A 23299-nucleotide genomic window follows, 5' to 3' on the forward strand; every position below is an offset into this window, starting at 1 on the left:
GCCGACAAAAAGAACGCTACGGGCGGGTCGAGGGTGGGGCCACTTCAAACGGCTAAAAGTCCCCTAAGTGGGGCCATTTCAGAGTGCCATACCCAGGGGGTGGCCTCCCGGGGGTGTTGACGCGGTGTCGACTGGGTACCGGCCGGGACTCCGGGACCCGAAAATAGTACGAAAAAGTTATTACCGAGTGCCCGATTTAAGGCCAAAAATGTCAGTGCTCGATGATGGACTAGGGGTATGAAAAGCAGCAATTCTTCTGCTTCGCGGACCGGATTCCCGCCCGCTCCTGGCGCCGGGACTGAGTCCGACGGCGGCCCCACGGACGGCTCGCCCGCCGGACTTTCAGAGAGTCCTGCGGGTGGACCCACTCCCGAGGCTAAGGCTGAAACGGGGAATGGGACTGGTGCCGGTACCGGTACGGAGACTGCAGGATACGGTCCGGCTGGGCCGTTGGGTGAGGGTGCGGTGTGGTTCGCCCCGGCACCCGGCCCGACTGTGGTGACCGACCCGACTGTGGCACCCGGCCCGCCCGTGGTGACCGACCCGACCGTGGCACCCGCCCCGACCGTGGTGACCAACCCGGCCGAAGTGGCTGGCGCGGCGGCCGAAACCGACCTAACAGGCTCAAGCGAGGAGGCTGTTCGTGGTGGTGAGTCGGCTTCTGGTGGTGGGGCGGTGTTGACGGGGTGGGTGTCTTTGGCGGCGTTGGTGGACTCTGATGCGTCCCAGACCCTTGAGGTGATGAAGGCCCTGGATGGGTTGCGGTCGTGGGTTGATGCGCAGGAAGCCAAAGCGGTCACCCACCTGTGGGATCTGACCCGCGCGGAATACCCGTGGGTGGAAGAGGGAGCGCAGGATCTGGGCCGGACAATCACCGCAACCGAGATCGGTGCGGCGCTGCGCCTGCCGGACCGGACCGCTGGTGCCCTGATCGAGACCAGTGAGTTCCTGGTCCGGGACTACCCGTCAACCCTGCGGGTCCTTGAAGACGGGAAGATCACCAGGCGTCACGCTGTCACCGTGGTCGGGGAAGTGATCAGCATCCCCGACACCGTGCCCGGGGTGTGCGCCGGGTTCGAAGCCCAGTTGATCGATCTGGCCTGCCAGTTGACGGTCGCGAAGTTCACCTACCAGGCCGTCCGGTTACGGGAGGCCCTGCACCCTGAATCGATCACGGTGAGGCGGCGGAAGGCCCTCCAAGACCGGCGGGTGTCAATTAATCCGGACTACGACGGGATGGCCTGGCTTCACGCCTTCCTACCCACCGAGCAGGTCGCCGGAATTTTCCACCGCGTCGACACCGCAGCCCGGGCGTTACAAGCCCCCGACGAGGCACGCACGCTCAGCCAGTTACGCGCCGACGTCCTCATCGACGTCCTCACCAGTGCAGGCGCCACCGGGCACATGACCAGCGCAGAACCCACCAGCGTAGATCCCGCCACCGACGACCTTGCCGGCGACGGCCTTGCCACCGAAAAACCCGCCACTGGGGACCTTGCCGGCGGCGGGATGAGGGAATCGGGCCGCCCGGATAGGACTGACGGGGTCATCGAACCCGGAAGCCCTGTTAGTTCGGATGCACCGAATATGCCGGGTGGGACGGATGGCATGGGTGGGACGGATGGCACGGGTGGGTTGGCCGGCCGTGGTGACGCAGACGCTTACTGGGGTGTGCAGGCGAAAGTATTCGTCACCGTCCCCGTGATGACCCTCCTCGGCGGGGACACCCCGGGTGAGTTGGAGGGCTATGGTCCGATTGACCCCGAAACGGCCAGGAAGCTCGCCGGTCACGCCCAGTCGTTCACGAGGATCCTCACCCACCCGTTCACCGGTGCCAGACTCGGCGCCGACGCCACCACCTACCGGGTGCCAAAGGACCTCCAGGACGCAGTCAGAGTGCGGGACCGGACCTGCCGACACCCGGGGTGTAACCGGTTGGCCGTGTTCTGCGAACTCGACCACACAAAACCCTGGTCACAGGGCGGGAAAACCAGCTACGGCAACCTCGCGGCCCTGTGTAAACGGCACCACATGCTCAAATCCGAGGGCTACTGGCGCTACCGACAACCCGAACCAGGAATGATCATCGCGACCTCACCCGCCGGTCACAGCTATGTCACCAGGCCAGACCCGCCACCAGCACCACCACCCAAGGTCCCACCACCCTTCTAGGCAGAGCGCGCTTCTAAGCAGAGCACCCTCCCACGCAGCGCAATCCTCCACGCCGGTCCGGCTCCGGAGAGTCGCGTATCGAAGCAGCCCCCGTCTTCCGACGGCCACCTCACCCCCAAGCACCGTCGCCTCAAGGGCAACGCCCGCTTCCAGACAGCCGGGCCCCACGGGCAGCGCCCGCTTCCAGACAGCCGGGCCCCACGGGCAGCGCCCGCTTCCAGACAGCCGGGCCCCACGCAGCGAAGCCCACAGGCAGCCCTGCCAGTCGGTCAAGCGACCGGATCAGCCCACAGGCAGCCCAGGCAGCCCTGCCAGCAAGCAAAGGGACTGCTCAGCTGGCAAGCAGCCCTGTCGGCCGGTAAAGCGACTACTCAGCTGCCAAATAGCCCAGGCCGCCCTCGCTGGATAGTCCGCAGGTAACCCAGGACAGCACTGGCGGCCGGTCAAGCGGCCGGATCGGCCGCCAGTAGCCTCAAGCACCCCGACCACCCTAAGGGCCCCCTGTAGCCGCCAGAGTCCCCCGACCACCCCAGGGTCCCCTGTAGCCACCAAAGTCGCCCCGACACAGCAAAACGGTCGGTGCTACCCCTGGAACAGGGGTAGCACCGACCGTTTGTGGTGCGAGTGTCGTACTAGTTGTCAGTCGAACTGGAAATCAGTCGACCTGACTCATCCGTTTAGAGCTGCCCGGTTTCGGAGCGGCTCGGCTGTGGGACGTTGTCGCCGTCGAAGGCGTAGATTCCGATGAATGCCTCGGTGGGATCACCGTTCTCATCGAACGTGATCGGACCGGAGATGCCGTCGTAGTCAATGTCTTCGCCGTCGCGCAGCAGAGTGACGCAGGCAGCGAAGTCGTAGCACTTCTCACCTTCGCCAGTAACACCCTGCAGTTCGGCAGCAATGGCCTCGCCGTCGGTGGATCCTGCAGCCTCAGCTGCCAACGCGACAACATTTGCTGCGTCGTAGCTTTCACCCGCGTAGCTCCAGCTGGTGAGAGCTGGATCGATTTCCAACAGTGCTTCCTGGAAGTCGTCACCGGTGAACGGGCCAGGAATGGTGCCCTGTGCACCTTCCATGGTTCCTGGATCCAGATCCTCACTGTAGTCAGCGGTGTTGCCGTCCACGAGGAAGAGGGTGCTTGGGTCGACGCCCTGAGCGGTGAGAAGCGGCACAATGCTGGTTGCCTGATCGAAGCTGATGACGACGATGGCGTCCGGCTCTGCAGCGACGACTGCGTCGACCTGGCTGCTGAACTGCGAGTCGCCTTCGTTGAACATCTCGTTGGCGACCACCTGGCCACCTGCGCCTTCAACAGCCTCGCTGACGAAGCCCTGGAGTCCGGTGCCGTAGGCATCGTTCAGGGTGACCATGCCGACGGTCTGGGCGCCACACTCCATGATGTAGTTGCCGAGCACACGCCCCTGCAGCACGTCGGAAGGTGCGGTACGCCAGTACAGACCGTTGTCATCCCAGTCGGTGAAGTCGGGAGCCGTGTTCGCCGGCGAGATCTGGATGACTCCAGCGCCAGTGATCTGGTTGATCACGGTCCGGGATACACCCGATGATGCGGCACCGATGATGGCGCTGACGTCCTGGGACAGGAGGTCAGTGACTGACTGGGTGGCGATGTCAGTGGTGGTATCGCCCGAGTCACGGTGAATGATTTCGACATCCTGGCCGAGCACACCGCCTGCCTCGTTGATCTCCTGGACTGCCAGGTTTGTGCCGGCGATTTCGGGTGGGCCGAGGAACGCGAGTGCACCGGTGGTTGGCAGCAGCGTACCCAGGGTCAGTGGTGTCTCAGACGTGGTGGTTGCCTCAGGGACAGCTGAAGGGTCCCCCTTCGGGTTGGCCTCGGGGGCTTCCCCGCCCTGGCTCTCCGGGCAGCTAAGCCCGGTAGCAGCGGGTGCGGCTGAGGTCTCGCCGCCGTCTCCTTCAGGAGTCGATCCGCCGCAGGCAGATGCGAAGAGCGCGATGCCCAGCCCCAGGGCAGCGACCTTCGCTACGCGCGGTGCATTGTCTCCAATGCCAAACCGCACGGAGTTGCGTGTTGCAGTCATGTATTTTTTCTCCTCGACCGAAAGGCTTTGTGCGCCTTTGATGCGATCACCAGGTGTTCCTGGTATGTAGAAAAGCTAATGCAAAAACGTGTCGAAACTAAGCAATTCCGGTCACATCCTTGTAACGCTCGCCACAAGAGGATTGAATCCCTGCCGAACCACCAGCTTCCGGAGGGTCAGTGGTGCCCCAGGTCAGACTCGAACTGACACTGAACAGATTTTAAGTCTGGTGCCTCTGCCATTGGGCTACTGGGGCGGTGACGGGCTAATCGTCCCCTCAAGAATACGTGATCCACCCCATGTCCCGGTTCAGTCACGGTGTGCTCGCTGCCGTGAGGAAGGATCGCGATGAGTGGGATAACGCAAACGGCGGCACCTGCCCCGAAGGGCACGTACCGCCGTCAGCACCACTCTGGGTGGACTAGCTCTTCGCAGGCTCGCCGTAGGAGTCGGCCTTCGCTGCACCGGCGCTAGCTGGTGCTTCAGCCTTCTTCGGCGGCGGGGTGGCCGCTTCACGGAACTGGCGCTTGGGCGTCTGCAGGTCCATCAGCTGGGTGGTGTCGCGTCCGAAGACGAAGCTAAGGATCCAGTTCGAGACCACCCGGAACTTACGCTCGAACATCGGCATCGCCATGCCGTGGTAGCCGCGGTGCGCCAGCCAGGCCGGGAGTCCGCGCATCCCGAAGCCCATGATGTTGGCAACACCCTTGTACTGTCCGAATCCGGCCACTGCACCAAGATTCTTGTGCTTGTATTCCTTGACCCGGCCCACACCGTTGTTCTCCGCGTAGATATTCTTCGCGAGCAACTTGGCCTGCCGGACTGCGTGCTGTGCGTTGGGAACGCAGAACCCGCCAACTCCTCCGCCGGTGAGGTCGGGTACTGCCGCGACGTCGCCCGCGGTCCAGGCGCCGTCGATGGGCCCGTCGTCGCCCGTGATCCGGAGTTCCGCGTTGGCGCGCAGGCGGCCACGCTCGTCGATCGGGAAGTCGGAGGACCTGACCATCGGGTTGGCCTGCACCCCAGCAGTCCAGATGAGGGTGTCGGTCTCAAATTCGTCCGCCGGTGTCTTGTCCGGCATATTGATCAGCTTCAGGCGGCCGTCGACGGCGCTGGCAAGCGAGGTGTTCAGCTTGACCTGGATCCCACGGGACCGCAGGTGCGAAACCACCCAGACAGCCTGAGACTCGGTGACCTCGGGCATGATCCTGCCCATGGCCTCAACCATGACGAACCTCAGGTCGGCCTGCTCCAGGCGGTCGTTCTTCTTGACGGCCGCCCGTGCCATGTCCTCGATCTCGGTGATGGTTTCGATACCCGCGAACCCACCGCCGACGACGACGAACGTCAGCACGCGGTCACGCTCGGGGCCTGCGTCCATCAGCGAACCGGTTTCGATCCGCTCGAGGATCTGGTTGCGCAGGGCTACCGCTTCCTCGATGGTCTTCAGACCGATTCCCTGGTCCTTGAGTCCCTCGATCGGGAAGGTCCTGGTGATGGAGCCTGCCGCCATCACGACGTCACGGTAGGTGAGCTCAAATGGCTCTCCCCCGTTGCCGGGATCAATCATCGCCGTGCGGCGAGAGTGGTCGATGCCGGTCACCTTGCCGGTGATCAACTCGGTCTGCTTGAGGTGCGTACGGTGCGATACCACCGCGTGGCGGGCTTCAATGTTGCCGCCAGCCACCTCGGGGAGGAACGGCTGGTAGGTCATGTAGGGCAGCGGGTCCACCAGGGTGACGATGCCACCGTGGGACTTGACCTTCTTCTGTAGCTTGTGAGCGACGTAGAGGCCTACATAGCCCCCACCGACTACAAGAATGCGCGGACGATCGGAGAACTGTTGATTCAGTGCCATGGTTCGATGATACCGGACTTTGTGAAAATCTTCACTAACTCAGCGCCGGGCCAGATTCGGCCCCATAGCTGGGTGAAAGGAGCGGGAAAGTAGGATCACGGGCGGTCGTCGGCAGCATGCTCGTGGAAGCCGGTTTCAGTCTCCCCCGTCGCGTTGTCCACCGCAGCGCGCCGCGCCCGGAGGACAGCAACGGTGCCACCGGTCAGGATAACGAGGATCAACGAGCCGAAACCCAGCACGATGGCCGCGGGAAGACCGCCCGTAGTGGCCGCCACATCTTCGGCGACCGGCACCACGGGTTCGGGAATGTCGACGGGCGTCGGCTCGCTGGTGGGCTCCACCGGCTCGGGAGGTGGAGCTGGTTCTCCCCTGCGATAGATCTGGATGAACTCGGCCATGCTCCCGAGAAGGTTCTCCTCGGGCACAGCGAGGTCGGCGTTGACCGCCGCAGCGACATCGAGGATGCCGTAGCCGTACAGGGTGTCGCGCTCCCCGCCGTCGTCGCCGGCCTCCCGTGCAGTCAGGAGAATCCGGTTAATCACCTGGGCCGCCGAGAGGTCCGGGTACTGGGACCGGATCAGCGCGGCTGTGCCGGCAACCAGGGGTGCTGCACCGGAGCTGCCCGACCAGTCGGCGTAGACCCCGCCGGGCAGGGCACCCACGAGGTTTTCGGCGGGAGCGGCAACGCCAATGCTGATGCCTTCGGAGGAGGAATCAAGGCTCGCCTCGCCGTCGCGGTCCAGACCGGCGACGGCGAGAACCCCCGGCATGGTCGCCGGGGCGCCGACCTGCATGGAGCCGCCAGCACGGTTTCCGGCTGCGGCAACGATCACCACATCGTTCTCCTCGGCATAAAGGAACGCCTCGTCCCAGCTTTCCGGCCAGGTGGGCGAGGTGCTTCCCAGGGACATGTTGATCACCTGGGCGCCGTTGTCCACGGCCCAGCGGACGGCGTCGGGAATCTGCTGGTCAATACTGATTCCGGCGGGGTTGGGGCCCTTTGTCGGACCCTCAATCCAGACCGAGACGGCCAGCAGATCAGCCTGCGGCGCCACACCGACAATTCCGTCGGAGCCACGCCCGTAGGTGTCTGGCACGGTGGTTTCGACCGGGTCAGGAGACGGCGGCTGGTCGCCCGGAGATTGGTCGTCGTCGGCTGACGGCGTCGGGCTGGGAACGGGCTCAGGCAGATGCCCGCGCCCGGCCAGCAGACTGGCAACCAGGGTGCCGTGCTCGGACACTTCGCCAATACCGAGCTGGCCATCGAGCTGTCCCGCACCGGAAACATCTGTTCCGCCCACCACCACGCCATCAAGGTCGGGGTGAGATCCGTCGACGCCGCTGTCAATCACCGCAACCCGGACCCCCTCCCCCTGGGTGGTCTCCCATGCCTCGGTGATGCCATAGTCCTCCAGCCAGTACTCGCGTTCCCGCAGTTCATCGGCGTGGGCAGGGAACGCTGGCAGGAGCGCAGCGGCCAGCACCGCCCCGAGGAGGCAGGCTGTTGACCGCAGCCGGATATTTCGTGCACCGCGAGAGGGGGTCACCTGGTTAGTTTCCTGATCTTTGGCTGAGTGCGATTCCGTCAAGGATGTCGTGTTCGCTGGTCACGGAGGTGACCACTCTGCCTCCGGTGGCCACCGCTAGATGTGCGGTGATGGTCCGCCAGATCAACGCTCCGGCACCGATCACATCGACTCTGCCCGGGTGCATGTAGGGCAGTGCGGCCCGCTGGTCGCGGTTCATGTCCAACAGCTCAGTGGCAGCGCCTGCCACGAGGCCCTGGTCCAGTTCGGCACCATGGATGTCGGCTGGTGAGTACTCGGGCAACCGCAGTGCGTGCGCGGTGATCGTGGTGATGCTCCCGGCGACACCGACCAGCCGGGTGACCTGATCGAACGGCACCCGGAGCGCCGCGTCGGCGATGAGCCGCTGCACCTCGTTCTCCATGGTGGTGATCTCGGCCGCGGTGGGCGGGTCCGAGGCAAGGTAGCGCTCCGTGAACCGGACGCACCCCATGTCCATGCTGGTGGACGCGGTGACTCCTGCGGCATTGCCGACGACGAATTCGGTGCTGCCACCGCCGAGGTCGACGACGAGGACCAGTGAATCGTCACCGGCCGAGCCTGCGGCGGGCAGAACGCTCAGCGCACCGTCGAAAGACAGTGCTGCTTCCTCTTCCCCGCTTACCACCTCGGGGTGCACTCCCAGCAGGTCATGGATTCCCGCAGCAAACTCGTCCCGGTTCGCCGCGTCGCGGGTGGCCGAGGTCGCTACGAAACGAATCCGGTCCGCACCGTGTAAGTCGATGAGCCCGGCGTATTCACGGGCTGCGGCGAAGGTCCGCTCCAGTGCGGCGTCGGACAGCCTGCCGGTGGTGTCGACGCCTTCGCCCAGCCGGACCACCCGCATGAGGCGGACGACGTCGGTGAGGGTCCGGCCGTCGTCGGCCACGTCGGCGATCAGGAGGCGGATCGAATTGGTTCCGCAGTCGATGGCGGCTGTCCGCATTATGGCTCCTCGGTGGTTGCGGTTTTCGCGGTGGTTTCGGCTGTCGCCGCGTCGGCAGCGGACCGGCGGCTGGCCCGCTTCGTCTCCAGCTCCTCCGGGGTGAGGCCCTGGGTGCGGGTGTGCCGGCTGAGTTCGCGGTCGGGGGCTGACCCCGCTGTGTCCCAGGCCCCGGCACAGTAGCACCGGTCACGGGTCCACCACTGGGCGATCCCGTCGAGCGCCTCATCACCGAGCGGGTTGACCCCGGGACCGGCGGCCAACGAGTGACCGACCAGCACGTGCAGGCACTTGACCCTGGTGGGCATTCCGCCAGCGGAGACCCCGTCGATTTCGGGCACCGGCCCCGTCCCTGACCGCTCCCCGATGGCGTTCCTGACGCTCAGATAGTGTTCGTGCGCCTGTCCGTACTGATCAGCCAGGGCTGGATCCCGCTCCAGCCGCTCGGTCATCTCAGCCATCAGGCCTGACGCCTCAAGGCGTGAGACCGCAGCAGTGATCACCGGGTGGGTGAGGTAGTAGGTGGTGGGGAAGGGAATGCCGTTGGAGAGCCGTGGGGCGGTGGTCGCGACCAGCGGGTTTCCGCAGACGCAGCGTGCCCCGATCTCGACGACGTCCCGCACCGGACGGCCCAGCTGACGGCTGAGGGTATCGAGGTCTGAGCTGGTCAGTTCGGTGCTGGGTGCGGAATCCATGACGGCCTACCTTTCGTGCGTGGAAGCAGTAAACGTGCGGTGAAGTGGGGACTCGACGGCGGGGTTGCCGGGGCTAGGAGTCGGTCGCCGACCGCTCAATCGAGTCCCAGAGGGCATCGACCCAGGGCAGGTCCTGCGGCGCCTCGCCCGAGGAGCCGACAGCCTCCTCGCCGAGGACGCTGTCCCCCACCACGACGTAGCGGGTCTCACCGGGCATCACCAGGAAGATCCGTTCGCGGGCCTGCGCCTTGATATAGGCGGGGTCCTCCCAGCGGGCGATCTGCCGTTCGGACTCGAGCTGAGACTGTTCAAGGGCAGCGATTTCGTCGCGCAGCGTAGTGAGCTCGCCCTGCTGAAGGAGGTAGGTCCTTACCGAGGGTGCCAGCAGCACCGTAATGGTGACCAGTACTACTGCCAGGGCCAGGAGCCTGCCGGAGAAGGACTTCGCGGGGATGGGTTTGGCGTCTTCGGCCGGCACGATCGCCGGCGCGTCCCGCCGGAAAGGTCGCCGCGCCCGCCGGATGGCTCCAGCGAGCTGCAACCGCTGCTGAGCCCTCGCCTCGGAGGGACTCAGTGGAGCAGATTCGGCGGTACCCGGCTGAGAGGTACGTGACTCGGCGGTACCCGGTGTGGTGGTGCCTGCACCTGTGGTTCCTGGTTCGGCAGAGCGGGACTCATCGCTGCTGGCTGTTCCCGCGTGGGGGGCCGGTCCGCGCCCTGCGGGCCCCGCCGACTTTCCGGCTGGACCCGCTGGGCGGGCTGGTCGTAAAGACCCGGAGGACGCCGCCGTGGAGCCGGATCGCACGCCGGGGCGGGCACGCGGCCCACCCTCGTGGCTCTCCGGAGCCGGTGTCGCTGGCGCCTGAGGACCTGCGCTGCGCGGCACCTTGGGGCGGCGGGTGGACATCAATACTCCTCTGGATCCTCACTACACGTCACGGGCAGCCCGTAGGCAACCCTCTCTTACGAGGGTAGCCGCCGGGGCTGCGAACTAGGCCGTGAAACGCGGGAAGGCGGCCCGTCCCGCGTAACGTGCGGCGTCGTCGAGCTCCTCTTCGATCCGCAGGAGCTGGTTGTACTTGGCCACCCGTTCGGACCGCGCCGGTGCGCCGGTCTTGATCTGACCGGCATTGGTGGCGACACAAATGTCAGCGATCGTCGTGTCCTCGGTCTCACCGGAGCGGTGGGAGGTGATGGTGGTGTAACCGGAGCGCTGCGCCAGGGAGATCGCGTCCAGGGTTTCGGTGAGTGTGCCGATCTGGTTCACCTTCACCAGCAGCGAGTTCGCGGTATCGGCCTCGATGCCGCGGGCCAGACGCACCGGATTGGTGACGAAGAGATCGTCGCCGACGAGCTGGACCTTGGAGCCGACCTGCTCGGTGAGGGCCTTCCAACCGTCCCAGTCTTCCTCATCCAGAGGATCCTCAATGGAAACCAGTGGGTAATCCCGGACCAGTTCACCGTAGTAGGTGTTCATCTCGGTGGCGGAGAGGGTCTTCCCCTCGAAGTGGTAGGCGCCGTCAGTGTAGAACTCCGACGCGGCGACGTCGAGCGCCAGCGCAATATCCTTGCCCGGGGTGTAACCGGCCCGCTGGATGGCGGTGGTAATCAGGTCCAGTGCGTCGCGGTTGGACGGCAGATTCGGTGCGAAGCCACCCTCGTCGCCGAGCCCCGTGGCCAGGCCCTTCTCCTTCAGAACCGATTTCAGCTCGTGGTAGACCTCGACGCCCCAGCGGAGACCCTCAGAGAATGACTCGGCACCGAGGGGGACGATCATGAATTCCTGGATGTCGACGTCGGAGTCGGCGTGGGAGCCACCGTTGAGAATGTTCATCAGCGGCACCGGGAGCACGTGCGCGTTAGGGCCGCCCAGGTAACGGTAGAGGGGCAGTGCCGACGATTCGGAGGCTGCCCGGGCAACGGCGAGGGAGACGCCGAGCATGGCGTTGGCGCCCAGGCTGGACTTGTTCTCGGTGCCGTCGAGGTCGATCATGGCCTGGTCGATGGCCCGCTGGTCGGTGGCGTCGAAGCCGAGGAGCGCCGGCTGGATCTGCTCGATTACCGCTTCAACGGCCTGCAGTACGCCCTTCCCCAGGTAGCGGTTCTTCTCGCCGTCTCGGCGTTCGTTCGCCTCAAAGGCACCGGTGGACGCGCCAGAGGGTACCGCTGCCCGGCCGAAGGTGTCGTCGTCCAGCAGGACCTCCACCTCGATGGTGGGGTTGCCGCGGGAATCAAGGATTTCACGTGCGTGGATGGCATCGATGATGGCCATGGGAATGCTCCTTTGGTCCTAGGGGAAAATTGCAGTGCACCCGGTCAGGGGTTGACCTTCCCGGGTGGTGGGGTCAGTGATGGGGTCGGTTCAAGCCTAGTGGAAACGTCGGCGGAAACGCCGATCATGTCCTCGGCCTGCAGGGTCCGTGACCTTGCCTGAAGCCGAAGCACAGCGGACCGCAGCGCGAGCTCCGGATCCAGGCTCACGGCGGTGGACTGCTGCACCACCGCCAGCAGCAGGTCGCCGAGTTCAGTTTCGGTTTGCGGTGCGGCACCTGGCAGCGGCACGGTGGGCTCAGGCAGGCCCACGGGGATCCGCCGGAGAGTCTTGGCCGCCAGTGCCAGGGCGGGCAGCTGCCGTGGGATCCCATGAAAGGGATCTTCCCGGCGGGGTTCCTCGGCGCGTTTGACCCGGTGCCAGGTCTCCACGATCGAGTCGGTGGTGGCCGGGAAGCCAGCCCGCAGTGATCCGTCCGCGGCAAAGACGTGCGGGTTGCGGCGGATCATCTTGTCGGTCAGGGAGGTGACGACGTCGTCCAGCCCGAAATGCCCCCGTTCGCGTTGCAGCTGTGCGTGCAGCACCACCTGCAACAGGACGTCGCCGAGCTCGCCGCGCAGTTCCGTGGTGGCGGTGTTGCCGGCAGGAGCTTCAGCGTCAGCCGCGGAAGTGCCAGCTGCAGGAGTGCCCGGGAGCTCGTCGAGTGCATCGACGAGCTCGTAGCATTCCTCCACCAGGTATTCGACCAGCGAAGAGTGGGTGAGCTGCGCCATCCATGGGCAGTGTTCCCGCAACTGGGCCACCACCGCCACCAGCCGGTCCAGCGGGTGCTGGGTTCCGGCTGGGGCGCTGCGCAACTCAGGCTCAGCCATCGGCGTGAATGTAGCCTTCGGTGACGTAGGCAGCCAGCGCCTCCCGATCCTCGAGAGGCAGGAAGGCTGCGTCGACCGCGTTCAGAGTGAGCTCAAGCAGGTCATCCAGGTCGTAGTCGAACGTTTCGCTGAGGAGCTCGAACTCGTCGGTCAGGGTGACCCCGCTCATCAGGCGGTTGTCCGTGTTCACGGTGACCTTGAATCCGAGCTGGAACAGCAGGTCGATGGGGTGGCTGGCGATATCGCCGCCAAACGCGGCGACGGCGCCGGTCTGGAGGTTCGAGGACGGACACACCTCAAGGACGATGCCGCGGTCCCGGACCCAGGAGGCCACCTGTCCCAGGGTGACGACACCGAGCTCCGGCTCTTCGCTGTCGGCGTCGTAGTCAATCTCGATGTCTTCGGCGATCCGGACGCCGTGGCCCAGGCGCAGCGCGTGGCCATGCACCAGGGCGTCGACGATGCTGTCCAGGCCAGCGGCCTCGCCAGCGTGGACGGTGGCGGGGAACTGGTGCTCGGCCAAAAAGGTGAAGGCGTCCTTGAACCGGGATGGCAGGAAGCCATCTTCGGCGCCGGCGATGTCGAAGCCGACGGCACCCTTGTCACGGTGCCGGACAGCGAGCTCGGCGATCTCCTGGCCGCGGTCGGCGTGGCGCATCGCGGTGATCAGCTGGCCGACCTGGATGGCCCGGCCGCCGGCAACGATCGAATCCACTGCCTCGTCGAGGCCCTGCTGGACCGCTTCGACGGCTTCGTCGAGGCTCAGGCCCTTCGCGGTGTGCTGCTCCGGGGCCCAGCGGACCTCGCCGTAGACGACGCCGTCGTCGGCCAGGTCTTCGACGAACTCGCGGGCCACCCGGATCAGGCCCTCGCGGGTCTGCATGACGGCGATGGTGTGGTCGAAGGTTTCCAGGTAGCGGACTAACGACCCGGAGTTCGCTGATTCGCGGAACCATTCGCCCAGAGCCACCGGATCGGTCGAGGGCAGCTGGTGCCCCACCGCTTCGGCAAGCTCGATGATCGTGGACGGGCGCAGGCCCCCGTCGAGGTGGTCATGCAGGGAAACTTTGGGAAGGCTCCGCAGGTCGAAGGAAAGGTCGGTCGCTGGGGAGATGATTGGCTCAGTCACCTCACTTACCTTACGCGAGGTGCAGTGTGCACACCTAGCACCGTCCACCCGCCGAAGGGTGGCACCATTCGGCGGATTTCGGCGACGACTATTGGCTGTCCGAGGGGACTTTGGTCGGTTCGGGGCGCAGCGGGGTGGAGCCCCGGACCGCAGCAATGATGCGGTCGAGGATGATTCCGAGGGTGACGGCAATACTGATGGCCACCATCACGCCCAGCAGGTGGTTGTGCTCGAACCATGAGCCCGCGACGACGCCGATCCCCACCGAGTAGCTGGACCAGACAACCGCCGAGAGCCCAGTCAGGGCAACGAAGCTACGTCGTGAATACCCCGTGGCCCCAGCGGTGAGGTTGACCGCGACACGACCGATCGGAATGAACCGTGCCACCAGAATGAGCGAGGCTGCCCGCTTCTGCAGTTCGTGACCGGCCCAGGCAAAGGAACGCTGCATGCGGGCAGTGCGCATCCAGCGGAACCGTTCGGTCCCAATCGCCCGCCCCATCACATACGCGATGTTGTCCCCGATGAACGCGCCGAGACCCGCGGCGATGATCAGCAGCCAGGGGTTGGGGACGCCCTGGGTGAGGACCAGCGATGCCAGGCCCACCACCACCGATTCGCTGGGAAATGGTGGGAAGAACCCGTCGACGGTGCAGCAGATGAAGACCAGCAGGTAGACCCAGGGTTGTTCGGCGGTGCTGAGGATGAAGGTGCTGGCCGCGTTCATCGCCTGGATAAGCATTTCCATTTCGACCCACCGCCTTCCTGACGCTCGCTGACTCCCGGACACCCGGACACCCACCACGATGCCAGCCGACACAGGATGCCACCATGGGTGGATGCCCTGACCAGACCCCTGACTCTGGTTCTGTTTCTTACTCTGGTGCTGGTTCTGGTTCTGGTTCACGCGAGTGAACAGTGTCCAGGCATAGCGCCGCGGCGCTTGAGGACCAGGGTTTTCCAGGACCAGGACCAGAATGTTTCAGGACCAGAGCGTTTCAGGGTGGGGATTGGCTCAGCGTCGGATGTCGGGTTGATGACTCAACCCAGCGGATGATTCAACGGTAGTGTGCCGATGCAGGCTGCCGCGTCGACCGTTCGGCTGATCTTTGCACCCGCCGCCTCCTCCCGTGGGGGGATGGGAGGAGGCGATGGCGGGAAGTGCAGACCCTAGGCGATGCGGTCCAGGATAAGTTGCGCGTCGGGCCGTGAGCCTTCAGGGGCAATAACGACGGCGCCCTCGAGCGCTTCACGCGCCCGGTCAAACTTCTCGGGGGTGTCGGTGAGCAGTGTCATCAGCGGCTCACCGGCACGGACCAGCGCGCCCGGCTTGGCGTGCATCCGAACGCCGGCACCCGCCTGCACCACGTCCTCCTTACGGGCACGGCCCGCACCGAGGCGCCACGCGGCGACGCCGACTGCCAGGGCGTCGAGTTCCACCAGCACCCCATCGGCGGGGGCGTAGATGGTCTCGGATTCCCGTGCAACCGGAAGTTCAGCACGGGGATCGCCGCCCTGAGCTTCGATCATTGAGTTCCAAACATCCATGGCACGGCCGTCCTTCAGCGCCGCGGCTGGGTCCGCATCCCGCACACCAGCGCAGGCGAGCATTTCCTCGGCCAGCCGGACGGTCAGTTCGACCACGTCCTCAGGTCCGCCACCGGCGAGTACCTCGACCGACTCCTGCACCTCGATGGCGTTGCCAGCGGTGAGGCCCAGCGGGGTCGCCATGTTGGTGAGGAGCGCAACGGTGTTGACGCCGGCGTCCTGGCCCAGCGCCACCATGGTGCGGGCCAGCTCACGGGCCTGATCAAGGTTCTTCATGAACGCTCCGCTGCCCACCTTCACATCGAGCACCAGCGACCCGGTGCCCTCAGCGATTTTCTTGCTCATGATGGAAGAGGCGATCAGCGGGATGGCCTCCACGGTCCCGGTCACATCCCTGAGCGCGTAGAGCTTCTTGTCGGCAGGTGCCAGTCCCGCGCCCGCAGCGCAGATGACGGCGCCGACGTCGGCCAACTGACGCATCATCTCATCGTTGCTCAGATCGGCGCGCCAGCCGGGGATGGATTCCAGCTTGTCCAGGGTGCCGCCGGTGTGGCCCAGCCCGCGGCCGGACAGCTGCGGGACAGCCACCCCGAAGACTGCTACCAGAGGTGCCAACGGCAGGGTGATCTTGTCGCCCACTCCCCCGGTCGAATGCTTGTCACTGGTGGCCTTGCCCAGCGAGGAGAAGTCCATCCGCTCGCCCGAGGCGATCATCGCCGTCGTCCACCGGCTGATCTCGGCGCGGTCCATGCCGTTGAGGAGGATCGCCATATTGAGGGCTGCCATCTGCTCGTCGGCGATGGCGCCGCGGGTGTAGGCGTCGATGGTCCAGTCGATCTGGTCCGGGCTGAGGGTGCCTTTGTCCCTCTTGATGCGGATGATGTCGACGGCGTCGAACTGCTCAGACATGGGTGCGGGTGTCCTTTACTTCTGGTGTTTCGTCGGTGATTCGTCGGTAAATACTGGTGCGCTCAGGGCTGACCGTGTTCTGGGTGAAGTTCCCAGTGACGTTCTGGGATGAGGTTCCGGGGTGAGCCGGTTCAGGATAGGTGCTCTGGTCCGAAAGCGTCGGGCAGTACCTCATCCATGGTCTTGATGCCGCTCACCGTCAGGAGTTGCATGCCGGGGGCGCGGAACTCGTAGAGCAGCTGCCGGCACCGGCCACAGGGCATGAGCGTGTTGCCGTTGCCGTCGACGCAGCTGAACGCGACGAGTTTCCCGCCACCGGTCATCTGGAGCTGGCTCACCAGTGAGCACTCAGCGCAGAGGGTCAGCCCGTAGGAGGCATTTTCCACGTTGCACCCGGAGACCATGCGTCCGTCGTCGGTCAGCGCTGCGGCACCGACAGGGAACTTCGAGTACGGCACGTAGGCACGGCACATGGCCTCCGTCGCAGCGGCGGTCAGCATCTCCCAGGGGATCTCGTCGGCCGGGATCCCTGACGCGGGATCCTCAGCTGCGGGGTCCTCAGCTGTGCCATTCCCGGTCATAGGGTCCTCGGTCATGGAGTTCTCGGTCATGGCTACTCCTTCATGTACGGGGTGCCGCTGGCGGCCGGTGGACGGGACCGTCCCACCAGGCCAGCCACCGCGAGGATGGTGACAATGTACGGGAGCATGGCCATGAACTGGCTGGGCACCGAGGTTCCGACGATCGACAGCACATACTGCAGGTTGGTGAAGAACCCGAACAAGAGGGCAGCGAAGAACGCCCCGATCGGGTTCCACCTGCCGAAGATCAGCGCGGCCAGCGCGATATACCCGGCACCGGCGGTCATGTCCCGGGAGAAGGAACTCACTGAGACGAGGGTAAAGAAAGCGCCTCCGAACCCGGCGACCGCGCCACCCAGGAGAACGTTCCAGAACCGGGTCGAGTTGACCTTGATCCCCATGGTGTCCGCCGCCTGGGGGTGCTCGCCAACGGCCCTGACCCGCAGGCCCCACTTGGTGTGGAACAGGCCCACATAGATCACAATCACTGCCACGTACATCAGGTAACCGACGATGCTCTGCCGGAAGAGGATGCCACCGATGATCGGCAGGTCGGACAGGAACGGGACGCTGATCACGGGCAGGCTGGGTGGGGAGTTGAAAGTGGCCGGGTCGCGGCTCAGCAGGGTCGACGCGAGGAAACCTGTCAGACCCGAGACGAGCACGTTCAGTACCACACCGACGATGATCTGGTTGACGTAGTACTTGATGCTGAACACCGCGAGCACCACCGACACCAGGGTGCCGGCGAAGGCCGCAGCGATCAGCCCAACGTAGGCGTTACCGGAGATGGAGGCGGCTACCGCGGCAGCGAACGCGCCGGACAGGAGCTGACCCTCGATGGCGATGTTGACCACGCCTACCCGCTCACACAGGACACCCGAGAGCGAGCCAAAGATCAGCGGGATGGCGAGGGTGACAGACCCTGCGATGAGGCCCGCCAGCGAGATGCTCGGGGTATTGGCACTTCCTACCACCCAGGTGAGGAAGCCGATCATGAACAGCGCACCGTAGGCGATCGGGATCCACCTGTTGATCTTCCGCCCGTTCCTGACCTGGAGGAACGCGTAGACGGCGATCAGGGTCAGGGCGACGGCGGTGAACCAGCCGACGGCGGTGGCAGGGAGGGCCAGGTCGGCCAGCCGGAACCGGTCCGAATCGTTCGAGATGCGAAAGACCGCGGTCTGTGCCGGACTGCCCAGGGCGAAGACCAGCAGTGCGACCAGGGCGCCGATGCCGAAGCCAATGGGCGCCTTCCAGTTCCTCACTGTCGCGTTAGGCGTCGGGCCCTCCGGCCGCGTTTGGGTTGCAACACTCATGCCACTCCTCCAGCTGCCGTTGTGGTGGTCATGTCCTCTGAGGACTGATCAGGCTTGGTGGTCTTTTTCTTCTTCTTCTGGTCAATCCGGAAGATGGCCTTGACCAGCGGAGGCGCGGCGATGAAGAGCACAATCAGCGACTGCACCACCAGGACGATGTCGATGGGCGTTCCGGTCTGGGTCTGCATCTGCACACCGCCGGCGCGGAACGCGCCGAACAGCAGGCCGGCGAAGAAGACACCCCACGGGTGCGACCGGCCCAGGAGTGCCACCGTGATTGCGTCGAAGCCGAAGCTGGCGGCGATACCGCCGGTGAGCACCTTCTCGGTCCCGGCGACCTGGGCCACCCCGGCGAGTCCCGCCAGTCCACCAGCGATCATCATGACAACTACATACCCCTTGGTCACACTGATGCCTGCGGTGCGGGCAGCGTGGGGGTTGGCTCCGACAGCGCGGAGTTCGAATCCCGTGGTCGAGCGGTTCAGCAGCCACCACACACCGTAGGTTGCCGCGATGGCCACCAGGAAGCCCAGGTGCAGGCGGTAACCGGAGCCCAGGAGCAGCGGGTACAGGGCGGAATCGTCCAGGCGGGGGCTGATCGGGTTCGAGGACCCGGGGTTCTGGAAACCTGGCGTGAACAGCAGGTAGGCCACGAGATACACGGCTACATAGTTGAGCATGATCGTCACGATCACCTCATGCGCGCCGGTGCGGGCCTTGAGGATGCCCGGGATGAAGCCCCAGAGGGCGCCGCCGATGAATCCGGCAACCACCGCAATGAGTAGGTGAAGACCCGGTGGAAGTTCGAGGGTGAAACCGACCCAGGCAGCGAACGTAGCGCCGAGGATGATCTGTCCCTGGGCGCCGATGTTGAACAGGCCGGTGCGGAACGCGATCGCCACGCCGAGGCCCGCGAGGATGAGCGGCGTCGCGACGGTCAGCGTCTCGGTCAGCGGTCGCAGTGCCTGCGCCACCGTGTCTGCCCGGGGGTTGAAGATAGCGCCCTGGAACAGTGCGATATACGCGCCGCTGGCCGCTTCCCAGGCGGCTGCCAGCATATCTCCGGGGCGGCTGAAGAAGTACGCTGACGTTTCTGCCACCCGATCATCGGTGACAGCGATCAGGATGCCTCCGAGCACGATGGACAGCACCACCGCCAGTACGGCGACCAGCGTGCTTCCGCCCATGATCCGGTGCAGGACACTGCGGGAGCCATCGCCCTGCTGCAGCTGTGAACTCATTGCTTCTCCTCCGCGGACTGGCCGAGGGCCTCGTCCGCCGTCATTCCGGCCATCATCAATCCCAGGACGTCGCGGGTGGTATTTCCAGGCACCACACCCATCAGTTTGCCGCGGTGCAGGACGGCGATCCGGTCTGCCAGTTCGCTGATCTCGTCGAGCTCGGTCGAGACAATCATGACGGGGGTGCCGCTGTCGCGCTCCTGCACAATCCGCTTGTGGAGGAACTCGATGGATCCGACATCGACGCCGCGGGTGGGCTGCGACGCGATAAACAGGTTCAGCGGCCGGGATAGCTCACGGGCCAGCACCACCTTCTGCTGGTTACCGCCTGACAGTGTCCCCACTGCGGAATCCGCCGATTGGGTGCGCACGTCGTACTCGTCGATCTTTGCTTTGGCGTTGGCCATCACCACCGACGGCTTCATGGCCAGCCCCTTGGCGAACGGGGGCTCGTTGTACCAGTTGAGGATCAGGTTCTCGGCGACCGAGAAGGTTCCGACCAGTCCGTCGACCTTGCGGTCCTCCGGGACGAAGCCAACACCCTGGCGGATTACATTCTTGGCTTTCAGACCGATCAGTTCGGTGCCCTTGAGCTTGATCGATCCGCTCGCGTGATCCTGCAGGCCCAGGATGGCCTCGGTCAGTTCGGTCTGACCGTTGCCCTGGACGCCAGCGACGGCGAGGATCTCGCCCTCGGCAATGTCGAAGGTGACGTCGTCGACCAGGCGCTGCCCGGTGGCTGAGAGAACCGTCAGGTTCTTCACCTGGAAGGTGCGCTCCCCGGGGTTGGCTGGTTCCTTGTTGAGGCTGAGGCTCACCTGGCGGCCGACCATCATGTTGGCCAGTTCGGTGGTGCTGGTACTGGGGTCGACGCTTCCGACTACCGCGCCGCGGCGGATCACCGTGATGACATCAGAGACAGCCCGGACCTCGCGCAGCTTGTGGGAGATGAAGACGATAGCGGTGCCAGCCGCTTTAAGCTGGCCTATGATGTCGATCAGCTCGTCGGTTTCCTGGGGGGTGAGGACCGCCGTCGGCTCGTCAAGAATGAGTACGCTCGCGTTGCGGACCAGGGCCTTGATGATTTCCACCCGCTGCTGCACACCCACGGGTAGGTCTTCGATCAGGGCATCGGGGTCGACGTCGAACCCGTAGCGGTCGGAGATGTCACGGATTTTGGCCCGCGTTTTTTCCAGGTCGAGGAGGCCGCCGGCGCGGGTGAATTCGTCACCGAGGGCCACGTTTTCGGCGACGGTGAACACGGGGATGAGCATGAAGTGCTGGTGCACCATGCCGATCCCGGCAGCCATGGCGTCGCCGGGACCCTTGAAGGCGACCGATTTACCGTCGAGTAAAATTTCGCCGTCGGTCGGTTCGTAGAGTCCGTACAGGACATTCATGAGGGTCGACTTGCCCGCACCGTTCTCACCGAGCAGACAGTGCACTTCACCGGGTTTGACGACGAGGTCGATGGAGTCGTTCGCCACCAGGGTGCCAAACTTCTTTGTTATTCCCTGCAGTTCGAGCAGCAACGGACTCCAACCACCTGTTCTGGATCGGGACCGGATGTCAACGGAGGGGGCCGCCTGACCGGTCGATAAGGTTCTTGCTGGTTACCAGCCTAAATGCAAGACGCGCCGTCAGCTTGAGCGTGTGGGAATCCCTCACGCTCAAGCTGCGGCGCGTTATGCCTTGGCTGTTATGACTCCGGGCTGGCGTCGGAATCGACGGTGATGTCGCCCGAGATGATGCCTGCCTGGATCTCTTCCAGTTCGGCCTTCAGCTCGTCGGAAACAGCGGCTTCCTGGTCGTGGAAGGGCGCGAGGGCCACTCCACCGTTTTCGAGGGTGCCAACGTAAGGCGTGTTGTCGAAGTTGTCGTCGACGTCGGTGCTGATGACCTCTTCAACAGCCTCGCCCATGAGCTTCATGACCGAGGTCAGGATGAACTCATTGCCGGCGTCAACCGTGAGGAACCCATCGGAGTCAACCCAGATGACCTTGGCATCGGCGCCGTCTGCGTTGGCTTCCTCGACTGCTTCAATGGTACCGAGGCCCACAGGACCGGCAACCGGCATGATGATGTCGGCGCCTTCGTTGATGAAGTTCTCGGTGTTGGTCTTGCCGTTGGCGAGTGACTCGAAGTCGCCGGTGAACGTACCCGTTGCGGCTTCCTTGTCCCAGCCGAGGAGCTGGACGTCCTCGCCCTTCTGCTCGTTGTAGTAGGCGACACCGTCAGCAAAGCCATCCATGAAGATGGTCACGGTGGGGATCTGGATGCCGCCGTAGGTGGCGACCGTGCCGGTCTGGGTGGTGCCAGCAGCGGCGTAGCCCGCGAGGAACGCAGCCTGAGCCGTGTCGTAGATGATGGGCTTGACGTTGTCCAGTTCGATGGCGTTGTCGTCAACGATGGCAAAGTTGGTGTCCGGATTGGCCTCTGCAGCCTCCGCGGTGGTGGCAGAGAGAAGGAAACCGACGGTGACGACCATGTCGCAACCGCTCGTGACCATCGAGTTCACGTTGGGTCCGAAGTCAGTTTCGGCCTGTGATTCGGCTTCGCGGATCTCGATGCCCAGGCTGTCGCGGGCGGCGGTCAGGCCCTCGTAGCTGGACTGGTTGAACGACTGGTCGTCGAATCCGCCCGCGTCCGAGACGATGCAACCGGTGTAGTCAACGGTTGCTTCGGTTGCCTCTCCGCTAGCGTCCGAGGTACCTGCTGGCTCTTCGGGAGCCGCGCCACAACCGGCGATCAGCAGTGCCGAGGCGCCGAGCATAGCGGCTGACAGGGCGGTCTTGTTGTTGAGGCGCGTGGTGGTGCGCTGTGAGTTCTTCAAAATTCCTCCAGAAAGAAATGGGCCCCACGGCCGAAGACCTCAGTGAGTGACCGCCCCGGAAGCACTCAATCGTGTTCGTGGCTCTGTTTTCACTGATTTTTCGTAGGCTCTGTGCCGCACCGTGGGTCCGGCACGATATGAGCATACTCTAGCGGCGCCCTGCCCCAGCTCCTACCAAATCAAGCGACGGAAATCACATTGTTCGGGATTTGTTACCAACCGGTATTCCATTGGAAACCTCACGTCCCCACGCCACGCTGAGCGCTTCGAGAGATGCCACCCGCGACGCAACCTCGTAGGTGGTCCCGGTGATCATCAGTTCATTGGCTCCGGTCTGCTGCACCAGTGCGTCAAGCCGCCCGGTCGCCTGTTCCGGGGTGCCGACCGCCTTGATGGCGGGGAGGTGCTCCAGCACCATCAGCTCCTGATCGGAGAGTTCCCTGGCAGCTGCCTCCTCCGGCGAGACGATGGGACCCAGTTTGCCGGAGCGCAGGGCCAACGCCATGATGCGGGCCGGGCCAGCCAAATAGTCAGCTTCTTCCTCGGTGTCAGCGGTCAGCGCCGAGGTGGCGAGCATCGCGTACGGCTCATCGAGCACGGGTGAGGGCTGGAAGTTGGACCGGTACAGGTTCATCACCGCTGCGGGATCCTCGTTGCCGAAGTGGTGCGCGTAGCTGTAGCGCAGTCCCAGCATGCCTGCCAGCTGCGCCGAGTATCCGCTGGAACCGAGCAGCCAGACCTCGGGGTAGCTGGAGGCCGACGGTGTGGCGACCAGGTTCAATGCCTGATCCGTTGACCGGTGGTCGCCCAGCAGGCTCATCACCTGCAGGACATGCTGCGGGAATTCCTCGACGCCCAGGCCCCCGGCCTGCCGCCGGAGCGCCATGGCCGTAGCCTGATCCGTGCCGGGCGCCCTGCCGATGCCCAGGTCGATCCGGTCCGGGTACAGCGCCTCAAGAAGTGCGAACTGTTCAGCGACCACGAACGGCGCATGATTGGGGAGCATCACTCCCCCGGAGCCGAGCCGGATGCGTTCGGTCTGTGACGCCAGGTGGGCCATCAGGACGGGCGGGGAGGTGGATGCCACTGCCGGCATGTTGTGGTGTTCGGCGACCCAGAACCGTCGGTAGCCCAGCCGGTCAGCGGCCTGCGCGAGGGTGGTGCTGTCGGCGAGGGCGTCCCCCGACGACTTTCCGGCACCGACGGTGGCAAGGTCGAGGACTGACAGGGGCGGACGGGTATTCACTGATGTACTCACACTGGGGCTAACCTTTCGGGCACCGGCTCTATTCCAACCGAGTC

18 protein-coding genes and 1 tRNA gene are annotated in these 23299 nt (G+C 64.8%); 1 reads left to right on the forward strand and 18 read right to left on the reverse strand.

Annotation, left to right across the window (positions count from 1 at the left end; translation table 11 throughout):
* The first annotated feature begins 237 nt into the window (after positions 1-237).
* The gene (locus tag IWX64_RS12615) at positions 238-2172 is read left to right on the forward strand and encodes an HNH endonuclease signature motif containing protein (RefSeq protein WP_245345724.1); all 1935 of its coding nucleotides are present in this window, start codon (positions 238-240) and stop codon (positions 2170-2172) included.
* A gap of 677 nt (positions 2173-2849) precedes the next feature.
* On the opposite strand, the gene IWX64_RS12620 is transcribed toward IWX64_RS12615, so the two are convergent.
* The 18 genes from IWX64_RS12620 to IWX64_RS12705 all read right to left on the reverse strand — a co-directional run bounded on the left by IWX64_RS12620 (position 2850) and on the right by IWX64_RS12705 (position 23255).
* Complete coding sequence (locus IWX64_RS12620; protein ID WP_196867482.1) at positions 2850-4232, reverse strand: ABC transporter substrate-binding protein; 1383 nt, start codon at positions 4230-4232, stop codon at positions 2850-2852.
* A 180-nt stretch (positions 4233-4412) separates the two neighbouring features.
* Positions 4413-4488, reverse strand: a tRNA-Leu gene (locus IWX64_RS12625).
* Between the two features lie 165 nt (positions 4489-4653).
* The gene (locus tag IWX64_RS12630; protein ID WP_196867483.1) at positions 4654-6090 is read right to left on the reverse strand and encodes an NAD(P)/FAD-dependent oxidoreductase; all 1437 of its coding nucleotides are present in this window, start codon (positions 6088-6090) and stop codon (positions 4654-4656) included.
* 95 nt (positions 6091-6185) lie between these two features.
* Positions 6186-7637 (reverse strand): S8 family serine peptidase, encoded by a 1452-nt coding sequence (locus IWX64_RS12635; RefSeq protein WP_395939844.1) that lies wholly within the window; start codon positions 7635-7637, stop codon positions 6186-6188.
* Positions 7638-7641: 4 nt separating this feature from the next.
* Positions 7642-8604 carry a Ppx/GppA phosphatase family protein gene (locus tag IWX64_RS12640; protein ID WP_312884108.1) on the reverse strand — a complete coding sequence of 321 codons (963 nt, stop codon included), beginning with the start codon at positions 8602-8604 and terminating at the stop codon, positions 7642-7644.
* Entirely contained in the window at positions 8601-9293 is a 693-nt protein-coding gene (locus IWX64_RS12645) for a DUF501 domain-containing protein (RefSeq protein ID WP_196867485.1), read from the reverse strand. Before IWX64_RS12645 ends, IWX64_RS12640 begins: the two co-directional genes overlap by 4 nt.
* A gap of 73 nt (positions 9294-9366) precedes the next feature.
* A complete protein-coding gene (locus IWX64_RS17060) occupies positions 9367-10200 on the reverse strand; it encodes an FtsB family cell division protein (protein ID WP_245345725.1) in 834 nt (277 codons plus the stop codon).
* 84 nt (positions 10201-10284) lie between these two features.
* A complete protein-coding gene (gene eno / locus IWX64_RS12655; RefSeq protein ID WP_196867486.1) occupies positions 10285-11565 on the reverse strand; it encodes a phosphopyruvate hydratase in 1281 nt (426 codons plus the stop codon).
* 44 nt (positions 11566-11609) lie between these two features.
* The gene (locus IWX64_RS12660; RefSeq protein ID WP_196867487.1) at positions 11610-12437 is read right to left on the reverse strand and encodes a MazG nucleotide pyrophosphohydrolase domain-containing protein; all 828 of its coding nucleotides are present in this window, start codon (positions 12435-12437) and stop codon (positions 11610-11612) included.
* The gene (locus IWX64_RS12665; RefSeq protein ID WP_196867488.1) at positions 12430-13566 is read right to left on the reverse strand and encodes an adenosine deaminase; all 1137 of its coding nucleotides are present in this window, start codon (positions 13564-13566) and stop codon (positions 12430-12432) included. Before IWX64_RS12665 ends, IWX64_RS12660 begins: the two co-directional genes overlap by 8 nt.
* Positions 13567-13654: 88 nt before the next feature.
* Positions 13655-14293, reverse strand: coding sequence for a DedA family protein (locus tag IWX64_RS12670; RefSeq protein ID WP_196867537.1), 639 nt, complete (start codon positions 14291-14293; stop codon positions 13655-13657).
* 443 nt (positions 14294-14736) lie between these two features.
* Positions 14737-16023, reverse strand: coding sequence for a thymidine phosphorylase (locus IWX64_RS12675; RefSeq protein ID WP_196867489.1), 1287 nt, complete (start codon positions 16021-16023; stop codon positions 14737-14739).
* A 131-nt stretch (positions 16024-16154) separates the two neighbouring features.
* Positions 16155-16634 (reverse strand): cytidine deaminase, encoded by a 480-nt coding sequence (locus IWX64_RS12680; RefSeq protein WP_395939845.1) that lies wholly within the window; start codon positions 16632-16634, stop codon positions 16155-16157.
* A 2-nt stretch (positions 16635-16636) separates the two neighbouring features.
* A complete protein-coding gene (locus IWX64_RS12685; RefSeq protein WP_196867490.1) occupies positions 16637-17923 on the reverse strand; it encodes an ABC transporter permease in 1287 nt (428 codons plus the stop codon).
* Positions 17920-19164: an ABC transporter permease gene (locus tag IWX64_RS12690; protein WP_196867491.1), complete on the reverse strand. Its 1245-nt coding sequence runs from the start codon at positions 19162-19164 to the stop codon at positions 17920-17922. The genes IWX64_RS12685 and IWX64_RS12690 overlap by 4 nt, the downstream gene beginning before the upstream one ends.
* The gene (locus IWX64_RS12695) at positions 19161-20696 is read right to left on the reverse strand and encodes an ABC transporter ATP-binding protein (protein ID WP_196867492.1); all 1536 of its coding nucleotides are present in this window, start codon (positions 20694-20696) and stop codon (positions 19161-19163) included. The genes IWX64_RS12690 and IWX64_RS12695 overlap by 4 nt, the downstream gene beginning before the upstream one ends.
* Positions 20697-20863: 167 nt before the next feature.
* The gene (locus IWX64_RS12700) at positions 20864-21997 is read right to left on the reverse strand and encodes a BMP family lipoprotein (protein ID WP_334683284.1); all 1134 of its coding nucleotides are present in this window, start codon (positions 21995-21997) and stop codon (positions 20864-20866) included.
* A 193-nt stretch (positions 21998-22190) separates the two neighbouring features.
* The gene (locus tag IWX64_RS12705) at positions 22191-23255 is read right to left on the reverse strand and encodes an LLM class flavin-dependent oxidoreductase (RefSeq protein ID WP_334683285.1); all 1065 of its coding nucleotides are present in this window, start codon (positions 23253-23255) and stop codon (positions 22191-22193) included.
* Between the last annotated feature and the right edge of the window lie 44 nt (positions 23256-23299).

Source organism: Arthrobacter sp. CAN_A212 (assembly GCF_015752345.1).
Taxonomy (GTDB): domain Bacteria; phylum Actinomycetota; class Actinomycetes; order Actinomycetales; family Micrococcaceae; genus Arthrobacter_D.

What these genes read in the sequence shown, in the direction of transcription:
- IWX64_RS12615 (WP_245345724.1), top strand. Translation starts at nt 238, where the DNA reads ATGAAAAGCAGCAATTCTTCTGCTTCGCGGACCGGATTCCCGCCCGCT.
- IWX64_RS12620 (WP_196867482.1), bottom strand. Translation starts at nt 4,232, where the DNA reads ATGACTGCAACACGCAACTCCGTGCGGTTTGGCATTGGAGACAATGCA.
- IWX64_RS12630 (WP_196867483.1), bottom strand. Translation starts at nt 6,090, where the DNA reads ATGGCACTGAATCAACAGTTCTCCGATCGTCCGCGCATTCTTGTAGTC.
- IWX64_RS12645 (WP_196867485.1), bottom strand. Translation starts at nt 9,293, where the DNA reads ATGGATTCCGCACCCAGCACCGAACTGACCAGCTCAGACCTCGATACC.
- IWX64_RS17060 (WP_245345725.1), bottom strand. Translation starts at nt 10,200, where the DNA reads ATGTCCACCCGCCGCCCCAAGGTGCCGCGCAGCGCAGGTCCTCAGGCG.
- eno (WP_196867486.1), bottom strand. Translation starts at nt 11,565, where the DNA reads ATGGCCATCATCGATGCCATCCACGCACGTGAAATCCTTGATTCCCGC.
- IWX64_RS12660 (WP_196867487.1), bottom strand. Translation starts at nt 12,437, where the DNA reads ATGGCTGAGCCTGAGTTGCGCAGCGCCCCAGCCGGAACCCAGCACCCG.
- IWX64_RS12670 (WP_196867537.1), bottom strand. Translation starts at nt 14,293, where the DNA reads ATGAACGCGGCCAGCACCTTCATCCTCAGCACCGCCGAACAACCCTGG.
- IWX64_RS12675 (WP_196867489.1), bottom strand. Translation starts at nt 16,023, where the DNA reads ATGTCTGAGCAGTTCGACGCCGTCGACATCATCCGCATCAAGAGGGAC.
- IWX64_RS12680 (WP_395939845.1), bottom strand. Translation starts at nt 16,634, where the DNA reads ATGACCGAGAACTCCATGACCGAGGACCCTATGACCGGGAATGGCACA.
- IWX64_RS12685 (WP_196867490.1), bottom strand. Translation starts at nt 17,923, where the DNA reads ATGAGTGTTGCAACCCAAACGCGGCCGGAGGGCCCGACGCCTAACGCG.
- IWX64_RS12690 (WP_196867491.1), bottom strand. Translation starts at nt 19,164, where the DNA reads ATGAGTTCACAGCTGCAGCAGGGCGATGGCTCCCGCAGTGTCCTGCAC.